The sequence below is a fragment of the Streptomyces sp. NPDC096310 genome (assembly GCF_044763125.1).
In the GTDB taxonomy this organism is placed as follows: domain Bacteria; phylum Actinomycetota; class Actinomycetes; order Streptomycetales; family Streptomycetaceae; genus Streptomyces.
Window position 1 is genome coordinate 158,060 of sequence record NZ_JBIWFO010000016.1, and the last position, 14,987, is coordinate 173,046.

The following is a 14,987-nucleotide window of genomic DNA, read 5'->3' on the forward strand; positions in this document are numbered from 1 at the left end:
GAGAAGGGTATAGTTTCCAGGTACCGAGGCAGTCGTTGTATGCTGCTGCGGTTGCCCGATGAGAGTCGGGCCAATCCCCCGGCAAAGCGACATCGACAGTTTTTTGTCTCGTTGATTCAGCCACGCCGGATTTCTCTGTACGAGCATCTGAAGTCTTTGGAGTGACCCGTGGCTGCCAACTGCGACGTCTGCGGCAAGGGGCCGGGCTTCGGCAACAGCATTTCCCACTCGCACCGCCGTACGCCCCGTCGCTGGAACCCGAACATCCAGCGCGTGCGTGCCGTGGTCGGTCGGACGCCGAAGCGCCTCAATGTCTGCACATCGTGCATCAAGGCCGGCAAGGTCTCGCGCTGACGCCTGCGTCGTAGCGCAGCCCCTGCGGTTGCCTTGAAGAGCCGGTCCACCTCGGTGGACCGGCTCTTTGCCGTACCTCGGCAGCCGGCTTCCCCGGCCCGGAGAACCACAGGCCCGAAAAACCACAGGCCCGCAGCCTCGGACCCGACACCTCGGGTCCGGTCTCTCACGCCCGGAACCGCCAGGCGTGGTCCACCGGGCCGATGCCGGTGCCCAGTGCGAAGCCGTGCGCGATCGCGCCCGTCACGTACTCCTTGGCGGCCCCGACGGCCGTCACCACGTCCTGCCCGCCCGCGAGCCCCGCGGCGATCGCCGACGCGTAGGTGCACCCCGTGCCGTGCGTGTGCCGGTTGTCGAGGCGCGGCGCCCGCAGCCAGTGCTCCTCGGTGCCGTCAGTGAGCAGGTCCACCGCGTCCCCCGGCAGATGCCCGCCCTTGATCAGCGCCCAGCGGGGCCCGAACTCCAGGAGGGCGTGCGCCGCGAGCCGCAGATCCGCCTCGTCCGCCACCCGTACGCCGGTGAGCTGTGCCACCTCGTCCAGGTTGGGGGTGGCCACCGTCGCGGTGGGCAGCAGCCTCTGCCGTACGCCGTCCAGCGCCGAGGCGGCCAGCAGCGGATCGCCGTGCTTGGAGACGCCGACCGGGTCGACGACCACGGGGACGCCGGTCCCGGCGAGCAGTTCGGCCACGGCGTCGACCAGGACGGCGGAGGAGAGCATGCCGGTCTTCACGGCCTGCACCCCGATGTCGTCGACGACGCTGCGGTACTGCGCCCGTACCGCCTCCACCGGCAGTTCCCAGGCGCCCTGGACGCCCCGGGAGTTCTGCGCCGTCACGGCGGTGAGCACGCTCATGCCGTGCGTGCCGAAGGCCAGCATCGTCTTGAGGTCCGCCTGGATGCCCGCACCGCCGCCGGAGTCCGATCCGGCGACGGTGAGAACACGGGGCGGCACGGGCACGGATGTCGGCATACCGACGAATCTACGGGCCCGCGCGCACCGCGCTCCTACAGGGTGTCCTCGATGTCACCGAAGTGGTCCCAGCCGCCCTTGCTGGTCCACGGGGCGCCGTCGACCGTCACCTGGGGCAGCGCGGAGGGGTTGAGGACCTCCCCGATCACCTTCCAGCGCGCCGGGAGTTTGGCGTCCGAGGGGAATGTCGCGACGATCGCGTGGTCCTCCCCGCCGGTCAACACCCACTGGAGCGGGTCGACGCCGACCGCCTGACCGATGTCGTTCATCTGCGAGGGGATGTCGATCAGACCGGACCGCAGATCGATACGGACCTGGCTGGCGTCCGCGATGTGCCCGAGGTCCGCGACGAGTCCGTCACTGACGTCGGTCATCGCGGTGGCGCCGAGACCGGCCGCCGCCGGGCCCGCGTGGTACGGCGGCTCCGGCCTGCGGTGCGCCTCCACGAAGGCGCGCGGTGAGCGGAAGCCCCGGGAGAGCACCGCGTGGCCCGCCGCCGACCAGCCCAGCCAGCCGGTGTAGGCGACCACGTCGCCGGGCCGGGCGCCCGACCGGGTCACCGGCTCGTGGTTGCGCAGATCGCCCAGCGCCGTGATCGCGATCGTGATGGAGTCGCCGCGCACCACGTCGCCGCCGACCACGGCGGCGCCCGCGACCTGGCATTCGTCGCGGATGCCGTCCATCAGCTCGGTGGGCCAGGTGACCGGGAGTTCGGCCGGCACGACCAGCCCGAGCAGCAGCGCGGTGGGCACCGCGCCCATCGCCGCGATGTCGGCCAGGTTCTGCGCGGCGGCCTTGCGGCCCACGTCGTACGCCGTCGACCAGTCACGGCGGAAGTGCCGCCCCTCCAGGAGCAGATCCGTACTCGCCACGACCCTGCGGTCGGGGGCCGCCACGACCGCGGCGTCGTCGCCCGGCCCGAGCCGCACCGCCGGGGTGGTGGTGAGCCGGGACGTCAGCTCTCTGATGAGCCCGAACTCCCCCAACTCGCCCACGGTTCCCTTCACCGAGTCTCCCCTTCTCTTGCTCTCTTCACCGGTCTCTTGCTCTCTACACCGGGCCGCGTCTGCGCGCGCGGCCCCTCACTGCTGTCGCTGCCGTCATCAGGTACGTCAACACCGTCGTACGCCAGGTCACGCCCGCGTGTCACGGCGGGTGTGCCGTACCCCGCGCCGTACCCCGCGCCGTACCCCGTGCCGCGCCTCATGCCGTCCGTCGCGCGTGCCATGCCGCCCGCTCGCGTCAACGTGGACACACCTACGCCACCCCGCGGGCGCCACCGGGCGCCCGGGTCTCCCCGCGGCCCGCGGCGACGCGATACCGTGGCGTCTCTTTCCCCACATGATCCTCGTGGCCGCCCTGGAGGTTCCGTGGTACAGGCGTACATCCTTATTCAGACCGAGGTGGGCAAGGCGACGGCCGTCGCCGAGACCATCGCAAAGATTCCGGGAGTGATCCAGGCCGAGGACGTCACCGGTCCTTACGACGTGATCGTCCGGGCTCAGGCGGACACCGTCGATGAGCTCGGCCGCATGGTCGTCGCCAAGGTCCAGCAAGTAGAAGGCATCACCCGCACCCTGACCTGCCCGGTCGTCCATCTCTAGACCGCCCCCGTCTACGCTTGGCCGGTGATACGTATCCGTCGCCCGGTTCCGGGCCGCAGGCTGTCCGGCCGTTCGTTCGCCCGTCTTCCCGCCGTCGCCGTCCTTCTGTCGGCGGCGGCGGGCTGTTCTTCCACGGACACCTCGGTCGCGGTTCCCGCCCCCGCCAAGGAGGAGGCGGCCCTCTGCCGGGCGCTGCACAAAGAACTGCCCAAGACCCTCGCCGACCTCGGCCGCTCCGATCCCGAGCCGCGCTCGGAGCTGACCGCGGGGTGGGGGGACGGCGCGATCGTACTGCGCTGCGGGGTGCCCCGGCCCGCGGGGATGGACAACGCCCAGGCGCAGGGCGTGGAGGCGAACGGCGTCAACTGGATGCTGGAGGAGCGGGACTCCGGTCCGCGGTTCACCACGACCTATCGCCGGACCTATGTCGAGGTCACGATGTCCACGCGCTACACGCACGACTCCACCCCGCTCGCAGGGCTGGCCGAGGCCGTCGAGAAGACGGTCCCGCCCAGCCTGTAGACACTGTCCCCTGCCGCTGTGCGCGCGGGCCCGGTGCGGCGGGCGCACCGGGCCGTACGCGCCGTACGGTGCGGACGTTTCCCGGACGTGCTCAGCGCAGGCCGGTCGGGCGGCGCAGCGCCGCCTGGATGAGCAGGTCCACCAGTTCCGCGTAGGAGACGCCGCTCTCCTGCCACATGCGCGGGTACATGGAGATGGGTGTGAAGCCCGGCATCGTGTTGATCTCGTTGATGACGAACTCGCCGTCCTCGGTGAGGAAGAAGTCCGCGCGGACCAGCCCCTCGCAGGAGGTGGCCTCGAACGCCGCCACCGCGAGCCGCCGTACCTCCGCGGTCTCCCCGGGCGTCAGCGGCGCGGGCACCAGACCGGCCGCCGAGTCGATGTACTTGGCCTCGAAGTCGTAGAAGTCGTGCTCCGTCACCGGCGGGATCTCGGCGGGCACGCTGGCGCGCGGACCGTCCTCGAACTCCAGCACGCCGCACTCGATCTCGCGCCCGCGCAGCAGCGACTCGACCAGGATCTTGGGGTCGTGGCGGCGCGCCTCGGTGATCGCCTCGTCGAGCCCCGAGACGTCGTCGACCTTGGTGATGCCCATGGAGGAGCCGCCCCGGGCGGGCTTCACGAAGAGCGGCCAGCCGTGCTCGGCGGCGAAGTCCACGATCTTCGCGCGGGCGGCGGCGCCCGGCGCCCCGCCGTCCTCGGGGACCTGCTCCCACTCACGGGGCCGGATCACCATGTACGGGCCGACGGGCAGCCCGAAGGAGGTGAACACCCGCTTCATGTACTCCTTGTCCTGGCCGACGGCCGAGGCGAGAACGCCCGCGCCGACGTACGGGATCCCGGACAGTTCCAGCAGCCCCTGGAGGGTGCCGTCCTCCCCGTACGGGCCGTGCAGCACCGGGAAGACCACGTCGACGTCGCCCAGCACCTTGGGCACGGAGCCCGGTTCGCTGTAGACGACCTCACGGCTGCCCGGGTCGACGGAGAGGACGACGGAGCCGTCCGTGGACTCGGCGATCTGCTCGACGCTCGGCAGGGAGCGCTCGGCGATACCCATCCGCTCCGGGTCGTCGGCGGTGAGCGCCCAGCGGCCGTCGGTGGTGATGCCGATCGGCAGGACGTCGTACTTCGTACGGTCGATGGACCGCAGTACGGCGCCGGCCGTGACCACCGAGATGGCGTGCTCGGAGCTGCGGCCGCCGAAGACGACGGCCACGCGCGGCTTGCGGGGCGGCTGCTCGGCGCCGCTCTCCGCGCTGTGCCCAAGGCTGCGCTCGGGGCTTCGGGAGGAGTTCTCGCTGCTCATATCGCGATGAGCGTACCTGCTGGTACCGCCCGAGTCAGCGTCGCTCGGGCTTGGCGCTGCGCGACATCAGCTCCTTGAGCGCGACGAGCGGCGGCTTCCCGTTGTGCACGATGTCCACGACGGTTTCGGTGATGGGCATGTCGACATCGTGGCGCCGCGCCAGATCCAGTACGGACTCGCAGGACTTGACGCCCTCGGCGGTCTGCTTGGTGACCGCGATGGTCTCCTGGAGGGTCATCCCACGGCCGAGGTTGGTGCCGAAGGTGTGGTTGCGGGAGAGCGGTGAGGAACACGTGGCGATGAGATCGCCCATTCCGGCGAGTCCGGAGAAGGTGTGGGGGTCGGCGCCCATGGCGAGGCCGAGCCGGGTGGTCTCGGCGAGTCCGCGGGTCATCAGGGACGCCTTGGTGTTGTCGCCGAGGCCCATCCCGTCGGCGATGCCCACGGCGAGACCGATCACGTTCTTGACGGCTCCGCCGAGTTCGCAGCCGACGACGTCGGTGTTGGTGTACGGGCGGAAGTACGGGGTGTGGCAGGCGGCCTGGAGCCGCTGGGCGACCCCCTCGTCCTCGCAGGCGACGACGGCGGCGGCCGGCATCCGGCCCGCGATCTCCTTGGCGAGGTTGGGTCCGGTGACGACGGCGACCCGCTCGGCGGGGGCCTTGGCGACCTCCTCGATCACCTCGCTCATCCGCTTGGCGGTGCCGAGTTCGACGCCCTTCATCAGGGAGACGAGGACGGTGTCGGAGGGGAGTACGGGCGCCCACCGCGCGAGGTTGCCGCGCAGCGTCTGCGAAGGCACGGTGAGCACGGTGAACTCGGCGTCGCGCGCGGCCTCGGCCGGGTCGGTGGTGGCCCGTACGCCGGCGGGCAGTTCGAAGCCCGGCAGGTAGGCGGGGTTGGCGCGGGTGGTGTTGATGGCGTCGGCGATCTCGGGGCGCCGGCCCCAGATCGTCACGTCGCATCCCGCGTCGGCGAGGACCATGGCAAACGCCGTACCCCAAGATCCCGCTCCGAAGACGGCGACCCGCGTCACTTCGACCCCTCTTCCGCGGCTTTGCGCCGCTGTTCTTCCCTGGCCTTGCGGTAGTCGTACGAGACGGTGGGCACCGGCTCGCCGCGTACCTCGGACAGCAGTTCCGTGATGGCGGCCATGATGACCTCGGTGGCCTCGCGCAGCAATTCGGGGGCGATCTCCCGGTCGTAGAAGCGCGACAGGTCGACGGGCGGGCCGACGAGGACGTGGTGGGTCTTGCGCGGGAAGAGGTGGGCTTTCGTGGCGTACGGCGCCAGCACGAGGTTGGCGCCCCACTGCGCGACGGGGAGGACCGGGCACTTGGTCTGGAGGGCGACCCGGGCCACCCCGGTCTTGGCGGTCATGGGCCACATGTCCGGGTCGCGGGTGAGGGTGCCCTCGGGGTAGAACGCCACGCACTCGCCCCGCTCGACCGCGTCGATGGCGGCGCGGAAGGCGCTCAGGGCGTCGCTGGTCTCGCGGTAGACGGGGATCTGCCCCGTGCCGCGCATGACGGCGCCGATGAACCCCTTGGTGAAAAGGCCGTCCTTGGCGAGGAAGCGCGGAACGCGGCCGGTGTTGTACTGGAAGTGGGCGTAGGCGAACGGGTCGAGATGCGAATTGTGGTTCACCGCGGTGATGAATCCGCCGTCGGCCGGAATGTGCTCCGTACCCCGCCAGTCCCGCTTGAGGAGAAGGATCAGCGGCGGTTTTGCGATGACAGCCGCCAGGCGGTACCAGAAGCCGATTCTACGGCGGGACACTCGAACACCTTCCTCTTCTCGCCGGGCCCGTGCCCGGCTGCCGGGGGTCAAGTGTGGCCTCGGTCCCCTGCTCTGTCGAGAACACCGTACGCCCCGGTCCCGGGACCGCCCCTGTGGGCCGTGGCGGTGCCGGGCCACAATAGAGGGCCGATACACATGGCCTGTACACGGGCCACCGCGCAGGGAGGGAGAGCGGACACGGAGATGGACGGAGAGTTCGCCACGCACACCGATCCGGCCGCCCCATGGTCCCTGGTCGTCCCGCTCAAACCACTCCGGCTCGCGAAGAGCAGGCTCGCGGTCGCGACGGGGGACGCGCTGCGCCCGCGGCTCGCCCTCGCGTTCGCGCTGGACACGGTGGCCGCGGTGCTGGCCTGCTCCGTCGTCCGCGACGTGGCGGTGGTGACCGACGACCCGACGGCGGCGGCGGAGTTGTCCGCGCTGGGCGCGCGCGTCGTGCCGGACACCCCGGCGGACGGTCTCAACGCGGCGCTCGCGCACGGGGCGCGGGCGGTCAGGGCGCTGCGGCCCCGGGCGGCGGTGGCCGCGCTCAACGCGGACCTGCCGGCGCTCCGCCCGGCGGAACTGGCGCTGGTCCTGGCCGCGGCGGAGCCATTTCCGCGCGCTTTTCTCGCGGACGCCGCGGGAATCGGTACGACTTTGCTGACGGCGGGGCCCGGCGTGGAATTGAATCCGGCTTTCGGCGGCCCCTCCCGTGCTGGACATTTGTCGACAGGGGCGGTGGAAATACTTCTGGCCGGGGTGGATTCCGTACGGCGGGATGTCGATACGGGCGAGGATCTGCTGCGCGCGGCGGAACTCGGGCTCGGTCCGCACACGGCTCTGCGGTACGGGGGGACCGCCGGGGACGGCGGACATCAGGCGTACGGTCCGCTCCCGGCGCCCGGTCCCTGCGGCTGAGGCCCACGGCGCGAGGAACTGCCACCCGGGCGATACGCTGCGGCTATGCAGGCGACCTCGTACACCTACGATTCCGAGACCCGTTGCGGGAGTGTGCTGCTGGACGACGGCACCCCGGTGGAGTTCGACTCGGCGGCCTTCGACGCCGGCGGGCTGCGGCTGCTCCGACCGGGTCAGCGGGTACGGATCGAGACCGAGGGCCCGGGCGAGGACGGGACGCCGCGCATCACGCTGGTGACCCTCCAGACCCTCTGAGGCTTGCGGCTTCCGCACCGCCTCACAGCGCCCCGTACGCCGCCCCGTGGCGCCCCGTACGCCCTATAAGCGCGCCACAGCGCCCCATAGGACCCGTGCGGCCGGGCGGGGCCGGGCGGTCACGGCGCCGCGCGGCGGGCTCCGGAAACGCCGCGGGCCGGGCTCCCCGAGGGGAGCCCGGCCCGGCGCGTACGGCCCTGTACCGCTTCCTGCTTACTTCTTCCTGGCGACGGTCTTCTTCGCCGTCGTGGTGCGCGCGGTGGTCTTGCGCGCCGGGGCCTTCTTTGCGGTCGCCTTCTTGGCCGGCGCGGTCTTCTTCGCGGTGGCCTTCTTGGCGGTGCCCGTGGCCTTCTTGGCGGTCTTCTTCGCCGTGGCCGTGGTCTTCTTGGCGGTCTTCTTCGCCGCGCTGGTCTTCTTGGCGGCGGTGGTCTTGGCGGTCGTGGTCTTCTTGGCCGCGGTCTTCTTCCCGGCCGTCGCCGCCTTCTTGGCGGTGGCCTTCTTGGCCGCGGCCTTCACGGTCGTACGGGTGGAAGATCCGCCCGAGAGGCTGCCCTTGGGGGCCTTCTTGACGGCCACGTCGTTCTTCGGGAGCTTCTTCGAGCCGCTCACGAGGTCCTTGAAACCCTGGCCCGCGCGGAACCGCGGCACCGAGGTCTTCTTGACCCGCACGCGCTCGCCCGTCTGCGGGTTACGGGCGTAACGCGCCGGGCGGTCGACCTTCTCGAACGAACCGAAGCCGGTGACCGAGACCCGGTCACCGGCGACCACCGCGCGGACGATCGCGTCGAGTACCGCGTCGACCGCGTCCGCGGCCTGCTGACGGCCGCCGACCTTGTCCGCAATCGCTTCTACGAGCTGCGCCTTGTTCACGTCTTCCCCTTCGGAGACATTGCCAGAACGAAAGTGTTCAAGCTTTTTCGCACGTTAGGCAGATATATACCGCAAATCAAACACGAAACGGGCTAATCACCCTAGTGCCGCAACGAAGTCGGCCCGGCAGAGTTCCGCGGAGGGTCAGAGACCTTCCGGAAAACGACCCTCGTCCAGGTCCTTCATCAAGCGGTCCAGACGCCTTGCCGCGCCCGGGAGATCGTGTTTCGCCGCGGCCGTGATGACCAGCAGCTTCCGGGAGAGAGCCTGTCGGACGCCCTCCGGGACTTGCAGGGCACGCACTCTTGCGTGCGCATCTTTGAGTTGTTCGGCGACTAACCCGTAGAGCTTGAGTTGGCTGTCGCGTTCCATGCACCGATTGTGCCATCTGGGGCGAGTTGTCGCCCGACAGGGGCTCAACAAGCAACTGCACCCCCTACCTGGAGGCAGGGGGTGCAGTAGGGGAAACGCGCTGATCAGGCAGCGATTGTGCGTGGTTTGAAGGACGGCCTGGCGGCCTCGTACGCGACGATCTCGGACTCGTTCTGAAGGGTGAGGCTGATGTCGTCGAGCCCGTTCAGCAAGCGCCAGCGGGCGTTCTCGTCAAGCTCGAAATCGGCCACAAGCGTTGCTCCGTCAGGGGCGGTCGCGCGGACCTGGCGCCGCTCCAGGTCGACCGTGACCTCCGCCGTGGGGTCGCTCTCGGTGATCGCCCAGAGGGCGTCCACGACGGACTGCTCCAGAACGACGGTCAGCAGGCCGTTCTTGAGCGAGTTCCCACGGAAGATGTCCGCGAACCGGGAGGAGATGACGGCCTTGAAACCGAAGTTCTGGAGGGCCCAGACGGCGTGTTCCCGGGACGATCCCGTGCCGAAGTCGGGTCCGGCCACCAGGACCGAGGCCCCGGCGTACTCGGGCCGGTTGAGGACGAAGGACGGGTCCTTGCGCCACGCCTCGAACAGCCCGTCCTCGAACCCGTCCCTGGTGACCTTCTTGAGCCAGTGGGCGGGGATGATCTGGTCGGTGTCGACGTTGCTGCGGCGCAGCGGGACGGCGGGACCGGTGTGGGTGGTGAAGGCTTCCATGGTTATCGCGCTCCAGCGGGCGTACGGTCGCCGGCACCGGCGTCGGACAGATCGGCGGGCGAGGCCAGGTGGCCCAGTACGGCGGTGGCGGCGGCGACCTGGGGGGAGACGAGATGCGTCCGGCCGCCCTTGCCCTGCCTGCCCTCGAAGTTACGGTTGGACGTGGACGCGGAACGCTCGCCGGGCGCGAGTTGGTCGGGGTTCATACCCAGGCACATCGAGCAGCCCGCGTGCCGCCATTCGGCGCCCGCGGCGGTGAACACCTTGTCCAGGCCCTCGGCGACGGCCTGGAGAGCGACGCGTACCGAGCCGGGGACGACCAGCATCCGTACGCCGTCGGCGACTTTGCGGCCCTCCAGCAGGGTGGCGGCCGAGCGCAGGTCCTCGATACGGCCGTTGGTGCAGGAGCCTACGAAGACGGTGTCGACCTTGATGTCGCGCAGCGCCTGCCCGGCGGTCAACCCCATGTACTCCAGGGCCTTTTCGGCGGCGAGCCGCTCCGAAGCGTCCTCGTACGAAGCCGGGTCGGGGACGTGCGCGGAGAGCGGCAGCCCCTGGCCCGGGTTGGTGCCCCAGGTGACGAACGGCGCCAGTTCCCCGGCCTTGATGAAGACCTCGGCGTCGAAGACCGCGTCGTCGTCGGTGCGCAGCGTCTGCCAGTACGCGACGGCCGCGTCCCAGTCGGCGCCCTCGGGGGCGTGGTCGCGGCCCTTGAGGTAGTCGAAGGTGGTCGCGTCGGGGGCGATCATGCCCGCCCTGGCGCCGGCCTCGATCGACATGTTGCAGATCGTCATCCGGGCCTCCATCGACAGACTCTCGATGGCGGAGCCCCGGTACTCCAGGATGTAGCCCTGGCCGCCGCCGGTGCCGATCTTCGCGATGATCGCGAGGATCAGGTCCTTGGCGGTGACGTCGGCGGGCAGTTCGCCCTCGACCGTGATCGCCATGGTCTTGGGGCGGGCCAGCGGCAGCGTCTGGGTGGCGAGGACGTGCTCGACCTGGCTGGTGCCGATGCCGAACGCGAGCGCGCCGAAGGCGCCGTGGGTGGAGGTGTGGCTGTCGCCGCAGACCACCGTGGTGCCGGGCTGGGTCAGGCCGAGCTGCGGGCCCACGACATGGACGACGCCCTGCTCGACATCGCCCAGCGGGTGCAGTCGTACACCGAAGTCGGCGCAGTTCTTGCGCAGGGTCTCCAACTGGACGCGGGAGACGGGGTCCGCGATGGGCTTGTCGATGTCGAGGGTCGGGGTGTTGTGGTCCTCGGTCGCGATGGTGAGGTCGAGCCGCCGGACCTGCCGGCCGTTCTGGCGGAGGCCGTCGAACGCCTGGGGGCTGGTCACCTCGTGCAGCAGGTGCAGATCGATGAAGAGAAGGTCGGGCTCGCCCTCCGCGCGCCGGACGACATGGTCGTCCCAGACCTTCTCCGCGAGTGTCCTACCCATCGCTTTCCCTCCGGCCGGCCTCTCGTGGCCGGCTCTCCTAGAGATATGTGGGCCCACGTCCGTACCCCACGCACCGGACGTCGGCGGGGGACCCTTGGTCATGGGCCCGTCTCCCGCGGGCCCGATTCCGCGGGCCCGTACCTACAGGTTGGCAACTTCCCCGGAAAATTGAACTTGCGTTTCACAGAGTGAGACGCGAGTATCGTTTCATGGACAACTCTAGCGGCGTCGGCGTTCTCGACAAGGCGGCTCTGGTATTGAGCGCCCTGGAGTCCGGTCCGGCCACCCTCGCCGGGCTGGTCGCGGCGACCGGGCTCGCACGACCCACGGCCCACCGGCTGGCCGTGGCACTGGAACACCACCGACTGGTGGCGAGGGACATGCAGGGCCGGTTCATCCTGGGCCCCCGGCTGGCCGAGCTGGCCGCGGCGGCGGGCGAGGACCGCCTGCTGGCCACGGCGGGACCGGTCCTCACGCATCTGCGGGACCTGACCGGCGAGAGCGCGCAGCTCTACCGCCGCCAGGGCGACATGCGGATATGTGTGGCGGCGGCGGAGCGGCTCTCCGGGCTGCGGGACACGGTTCCGGTCGGCTCGACCCTGACCATGAAGGCGGGCTCCTCGGCCCAGATCCTGATGGCCTGGGAGGAGCCGGAGCGGCTGCACCGCGGCCTTCAGGGGGCCCGTTTCACGGCGACGGCGCTCTCGGGCGTACGGCGCAGGGGCTGGGCCCAGTCGATCGGCGAGCGGGAGCCGGGCGTGGCCTCGGTCTCGGCGCCGGTACGGGGCCCGTCGAACCGGGTGGTCGCGGCCGTCTCGGTATCCGGACCGATCGAGCGCCTGACGCGCCACCCGGGCCGGATGCACGCCCAGGCCGTGATCGACGCGGCGGGGCGGCTGAGCGAAGCCCTGCGCCGCGCGAGCTGACCCAGCGGGACCGGTCAACCACCAGACAACCCCCGGCAGGCCGCTCCAGCGCCGCAGCGGCCCGCCAGACCCCGGCCGGCTCCCCCGGTCAGGGACGGATCACAGCGTCACGAAGCGAGGCGGTCCGCCGCGCGCTCACCGCGCCTGCCGACCGGGACCACCCCGCCCACGGCTCCGAGGCCGAACTCCGGCATGTTGACGTAGATACTCTCGTACGAGCCGGCGGGGACCGCGTAGGTCTCGTGCCAGAACCCCACCCCGCCGCCACCCTCGCGCGCCCTGCGGTTGAACGCCGCCCAGGCAGGACGGTGCTCGCCATCCCGCGCCGCCGCGTACGCCAGCAGTTTCTCCGTGGACTCCCAGTACTGGACGAGGTAGAAGAGGCGCGCTCCGCCCACCAGCACCCGGGCGGATATCAGCCCGCTGGAACGGTCCCGGGCCAGCTCCTTCAGCATCCGCGGCATGGCCCTGGCCACGGGCCACCAGTCGCGCGGTGAGCGGAACTTGTTGATGCGCATCCCGATCAGGAACACGACCACCCCCTGGTCGGCACCGGCGGTCATCCGCCCTTCGATCACCTTCGCGCCCATAACGGCCCCCTCTTCCTGTCTTCCATGACATCCCCATCGATTGGATAGCTCGACTATCCATGATTGGATAGTGACACTGTCCAAGGAAAGGTGCAACCGGGATGCGCATGGCGGAGCTGAGCGAACGCAGCGGGGTCCCCACCGCCACGATCAAGTACTACCTGCGCGAGGGGCTGCTCCGGCCCGGCCGCCGGATCAACGCCACCCAGGCCGCGTACGACGAGGAGCATCTGCGCAGACTGCGGCTGGTCAGGGCGTTGATCCAGGTGGGCCGGATGCCGGTGGCCATGGCGCGGGAGGTCCTGGTGGCGGTGGAGGACGAGTCGCTCGACCGGCACAGCCGGATCGGCGCGGCGGTCTGGTCGCTCCCCGACGACTCCCCGCCCGCGGCCTCCGGTACGGCGGCCACGGGCCCGGCGGCCCCCGTACCCGACGCCGCGGTGGAGGCGGCCGAGCAGCAGGCGACGGAGCTGCTGGTACGGCTCGGCTGGAGCTTCGGCAGCGAGGCACGGGCCGAGTCCCCCGCGTACCGCAGGCTCGTCGAGGCGATCGCGGCCCTGGAGCGGAGCGGCTATCCGTGCACCTTGGAGGACCTGCTCGCGTACGGGCGCTCCGCGGGCGAACTCGGCGCCGTGGACCTGGACATGATCGAGCGGTACGAGCCGGGGACCCGGCAGGTCGAGGCGGCGGTGGCGGGGACGGTGCTGTACGAACCGGTGTTGCTGAGCCTGCGGCGGCTCGCCCAGGCGGAGGAGTCCAACCGGCGCTTCGGCGAGGGCGGTTGACCGTACGGGGCGCAGACCGCGCTGACCGTGCAGGGCAACCAAAAGACCCTCCCGGGAGGGAGGGTCTTCATCGTGATCTTTTCCTACGTGGTACCCCCGACCGGATTCGAACCGGCGCTACTGCCGTGAGAGGGCAGCGTGCTAGGCCGCTACACAACGGGGGCGTTGCAGATACAGTCTGCGCTGGGCTACCAGGACTCGAACCTAGAACAACGGAACCAGAAACCGTCGTGTTGCCAATTACACCATAGCCCATGGTGATTCTTGAGAATCAGTACCCCCGACCGGATTCGAACCGGCGCTACTGCCGTGAGAGGGCAGCGTGCTAGGCCGCTACACAACGGGGGCCCTAGCGATCCTGCATCAACGTATCCGGGTGCGACCCGAGGACGTCGGAGAGAAGGATCTGTACCCCCGACCGGATTCGAACCGGCGCTACTGCCGTGAGAGGGCAGCGTGCTAGGCCGCTACACAACGGGGGCGTTGCAGATACAGTCTGCGCTGGGCTACCAGGACTCGAACCTAGACTAACGGAACCAGAAACCGTCGTGCTGCCAATTACACCATAGCCCACCAAAGCTCAACCCCCGTGTGGGGGTTTAGTCTGGCGTGCGCTTCCCGGTCGGACCTTGCGGTTTCTCGGGCGGCGCAGGAAGAACATTACCCGATCGCGGACGGCGCTCCAAAACGGGTATCCCCGCGCAGTACGGCGGGAAGCTGCCCCAGATCGGTGATCCGCACCAGCTCGGGACGCCCGCCGAGCCCGCCCCGGTCCAGCCAGACCCCGGCGAGCCCGGCGGCCGTGGCCCCGCCGGCGTCGATGTCGGGCTCGTTCCCGACGTACGCCACCTCGCCCGGCTCCAGCGCGAGCGCGTCGCAGGCGGCGTGGAAGGCTGCCGCGTCGGGCTTGGAGACCCCCAGCTCGGCGGCGCAGAGCACGGCCTCGAAGTGATCGCGCACGCCGAGGACGCGCAGCTTCCGGTCCTGGTTGATGGTCGAGGAGTTCGACAGGACGGCCTGCCGGTAGTCGGCGGCGAGCAGATCGAGAGCGACGAGGCTGTCGGGGAACAGGCTCCAGGCGGCCTCGTAGTGCGTGATGTACCGGTCGAACCACGCGTCGGCCTCGGCGTCACTCAGCCCCGCACCGACGAAGCCCCGCACCCGGTCGCGCCGCTGCCCCAGAAAATCCGTCTCCCCGGCCGCGAACCGCAGCCACTGGGCATCGGTGATCTCCCGCCACCGTCCGAGAGCCTGATCGACGGTTTCACCGGGATCGGCCATGCCCTCGGCGGCGAGATGCCGCTGCATACCGGCGCGGTCGGCGGCGGTGTAGTCGAAGAGGGTGTCGTCGATGTCCCAGAGGACGGCACGAATCGCCATACGGCGACGGTACCGCGCGGGGGGGGCGCGGAGGTGTGGCGGCGTGGGGTGCGGGTTCGGGCGGGGCCTGTCGGGGTGGGCCGGGGGTGCGTTATGCGGGCGGGCCGCCCCCTCCCTGATCCGATGGTCGCGGTTCCGGGCCGGGGGGGGGGGGGGGGGGCGCGCGGCCAGGGCGGGGGGCCCGGACGCGCTCCGGCG

Annotated in this window: 18 protein-coding genes and 5 tRNA genes; 7 read left to right on the forward strand and 16 right to left on the reverse strand. The window is 70.5% G+C overall.

Annotation, left to right across the window (positions count from 1 at the left end):
- Positions 1-168: 168 nt before the first annotated feature.
- Positions 169-354: a 50S ribosomal protein L28 gene (gene rpmB / locus ACIQ7D_RS26195; RefSeq protein WP_028426177.1), complete on the forward strand. Its 186-nt coding sequence runs from the start codon at positions 169-171 to the stop codon at positions 352-354.
- Between the two features lie 166 nt (positions 355-520).
- Here rpmB and thiD read toward each other — a convergent pair whose 3' ends face one another.
- Positions 521-1,324, reverse strand: coding sequence for a bifunctional hydroxymethylpyrimidine kinase/phosphomethylpyrimidine kinase (gene thiD, locus ACIQ7D_RS26200; RefSeq protein ID WP_403941401.1), 804 nt, complete (start codon positions 1,322-1,324; stop codon positions 521-523).
- 35 nt (positions 1,325-1,359) lie between these two features.
- Positions 1,360-2,331 (reverse strand): thiamine-phosphate kinase, encoded by a 972-nt coding sequence (locus tag ACIQ7D_RS26205; protein WP_403941403.1) that lies wholly within the window; start codon positions 2,329-2,331, stop codon positions 1,360-1,362.
- A 363-nt stretch (positions 2,332-2,694) separates the two neighbouring features.
- On the opposite strand from ACIQ7D_RS26205, the gene ACIQ7D_RS26210 reads away from it, so the two are divergent.
- The gene (locus tag ACIQ7D_RS26210; protein WP_384922516.1) at positions 2,695-2,928 is read left to right on the forward strand and encodes an Lrp/AsnC family transcriptional regulator; all 234 of its coding nucleotides are present in this window, start codon (positions 2,695-2,697) and stop codon (positions 2,926-2,928) included.
- A 33-nt stretch (positions 2,929-2,961) separates the two neighbouring features.
- Positions 2,962-3,450: a DUF3515 domain-containing protein gene (locus tag ACIQ7D_RS26215; protein WP_403941449.1), complete on the forward strand. Its 489-nt coding sequence runs from the start codon at positions 2,962-2,964 to the stop codon at positions 3,448-3,450.
- 91 nt (positions 3,451-3,541) lie between these two features.
- Here ACIQ7D_RS26215 and ACIQ7D_RS26220 read toward each other — a convergent pair whose 3' ends face one another.
- Genes ACIQ7D_RS26220 through ACIQ7D_RS26230 form a run of 3 tightly spaced genes read right to left on the reverse strand, consistent with a single transcriptional unit; the run spans position 3,542 to position 6,535 of the window.
- The gene (locus tag ACIQ7D_RS26220) at positions 3,542-4,756 is read right to left on the reverse strand and encodes a D-alanine--D-alanine ligase family protein (RefSeq protein WP_403941405.1); all 1,215 of its coding nucleotides are present in this window, start codon (positions 4,754-4,756) and stop codon (positions 3,542-3,544) included.
- A gap of 34 nt (positions 4,757-4,790) precedes the next feature.
- Positions 4,791-5,792 (reverse strand): NAD(P)H-dependent glycerol-3-phosphate dehydrogenase, encoded by a 1,002-nt coding sequence (locus tag ACIQ7D_RS26225; RefSeq protein WP_329823060.1) that lies wholly within the window; start codon positions 5,790-5,792, stop codon positions 4,791-4,793.
- The gene (locus tag ACIQ7D_RS26230) at positions 5,789-6,535 is read right to left on the reverse strand and encodes a lysophospholipid acyltransferase family protein (RefSeq protein WP_403941408.1); all 747 of its coding nucleotides are present in this window, start codon (positions 6,533-6,535) and stop codon (positions 5,789-5,791) included. Before ACIQ7D_RS26230 ends, ACIQ7D_RS26225 begins: the two co-directional genes overlap by 4 nt.
- Before the next feature lie 204 nt (positions 6,536-6,739).
- Here ACIQ7D_RS26230 and cofC point away from each other — a divergent pair, with 204 nt between their 5' ends.
- Together cofC and ACIQ7D_RS26240 are read left to right on the forward strand one after the other, a co-directional pair.
- The gene (cofC, locus tag ACIQ7D_RS26235) at positions 6,740-7,456 is read left to right on the forward strand and encodes a 2-phospho-L-lactate guanylyltransferase (RefSeq protein WP_403941410.1); all 717 of its coding nucleotides are present in this window, start codon (positions 6,740-6,742) and stop codon (positions 7,454-7,456) included.
- A gap of 45 nt (positions 7,457-7,501) precedes the next feature.
- Positions 7,502-7,711 carry a hypothetical protein gene (locus tag ACIQ7D_RS26240; RefSeq protein ID WP_403941412.1) on the forward strand — a complete coding sequence of 70 codons (210 nt, stop codon included), beginning with the start codon at positions 7,502-7,504 and terminating at the stop codon, positions 7,709-7,711.
- A 213-nt stretch (positions 7,712-7,924) separates the two neighbouring features.
- Here the strand turns inward: ACIQ7D_RS26240 and ACIQ7D_RS26245 are convergent, their stop codons facing one another.
- The 4 genes from ACIQ7D_RS26245 to leuC all read right to left on the reverse strand — a co-directional run bounded on the left by ACIQ7D_RS26245 (position 7,925) and on the right by leuC (position 11,108).
- The gene (locus ACIQ7D_RS26245) at positions 7,925-8,581 is read right to left on the reverse strand and encodes an HU family DNA-binding protein (protein WP_403941414.1); all 657 of its coding nucleotides are present in this window, start codon (positions 8,579-8,581) and stop codon (positions 7,925-7,927) included.
- A 144-nt stretch (positions 8,582-8,725) separates the two neighbouring features.
- A complete protein-coding gene (locus tag ACIQ7D_RS26250) occupies positions 8,726-8,953 on the reverse strand; it encodes a hypothetical protein (protein ID WP_385079042.1) in 228 nt (75 codons plus the stop codon).
- 104 nt (positions 8,954-9,057) lie between these two features.
- Positions 9,058-9,666 carry a 3-isopropylmalate dehydratase small subunit gene (gene leuD / locus ACIQ7D_RS26255; RefSeq protein WP_403941416.1) on the reverse strand — a complete coding sequence of 203 codons (609 nt, stop codon included), beginning with the start codon at positions 9,664-9,666 and terminating at the stop codon, positions 9,058-9,060.
- A 2-nt stretch (positions 9,667-9,668) separates the two neighbouring features.
- Entirely contained in the window at positions 9,669-11,108 is a 1,440-nt protein-coding gene (gene leuC / locus ACIQ7D_RS26260; RefSeq protein ID WP_403941418.1) for a 3-isopropylmalate dehydratase large subunit, read from the reverse strand.
- A 209-nt stretch (positions 11,109-11,317) separates the two neighbouring features.
- Between leuC and ndgR the strand changes: the two genes are divergently transcribed.
- Positions 11,318-12,034: an IclR family transcriptional regulator NdgR gene (gene ndgR / locus ACIQ7D_RS26265; RefSeq protein ID WP_329823068.1), complete on the forward strand. Its 717-nt coding sequence runs from the start codon at positions 11,318-11,320 to the stop codon at positions 12,032-12,034.
- Between the two features lie 107 nt (positions 12,035-12,141).
- Here ndgR and ACIQ7D_RS26270 read toward each other — a convergent pair whose 3' ends face one another.
- On the reverse strand, positions 12,142-12,624 hold the full coding sequence (locus tag ACIQ7D_RS26270; protein ID WP_403941420.1) for a DUF4188 domain-containing protein: 483 nt from the start codon (positions 12,622-12,624) through the stop codon (positions 12,142-12,144).
- 101 nt (positions 12,625-12,725) lie between these two features.
- On the opposite strand from ACIQ7D_RS26270, the gene ACIQ7D_RS26275 reads away from it, so the two are divergent.
- Entirely contained in the window at positions 12,726-13,409 is a 684-nt protein-coding gene (locus ACIQ7D_RS26275) for a MerR family transcriptional regulator (RefSeq protein WP_403941422.1), read from the forward strand.
- An 88-nt stretch (positions 13,410-13,497) separates the two neighbouring features.
- Here the strand turns inward: ACIQ7D_RS26275 and ACIQ7D_RS26280 are convergent.
- The 6 genes from ACIQ7D_RS26280 to ACIQ7D_RS26305 all read right to left on the reverse strand — a co-directional run bounded on the left by ACIQ7D_RS26280 (position 13,498) and on the right by ACIQ7D_RS26305 (position 14,789).
- A tRNA-Glu gene (locus ACIQ7D_RS26280) sits at positions 13,498-13,573 on the reverse strand.
- Between the two features lie 19 nt (positions 13,574-13,592).
- Positions 13,593-13,664: transfer RNA gene (locus ACIQ7D_RS26285), tRNA-Gln, on the reverse strand.
- A gap of 20 nt (positions 13,665-13,684) precedes the next feature.
- Positions 13,685-13,757: transfer RNA gene (locus tag ACIQ7D_RS26290), tRNA-Glu, on the reverse strand.
- Positions 13,758-13,818: 61 nt separating this feature from the next.
- Positions 13,819-13,891: transfer RNA gene (locus ACIQ7D_RS26295), tRNA-Glu, on the reverse strand.
- A gap of 19 nt (positions 13,892-13,910) precedes the next feature.
- A tRNA-Gln gene (locus ACIQ7D_RS26300) sits at positions 13,911-13,982 on the reverse strand.
- A gap of 87 nt (positions 13,983-14,069) precedes the next feature.
- Positions 14,070-14,789, reverse strand: coding sequence for an HAD family hydrolase (locus ACIQ7D_RS26305; RefSeq protein ID WP_403941424.1), 720 nt, complete (start codon positions 14,787-14,789; stop codon positions 14,070-14,072).
- Positions 14,790-14,987: the final 198 nt, after the last annotated feature.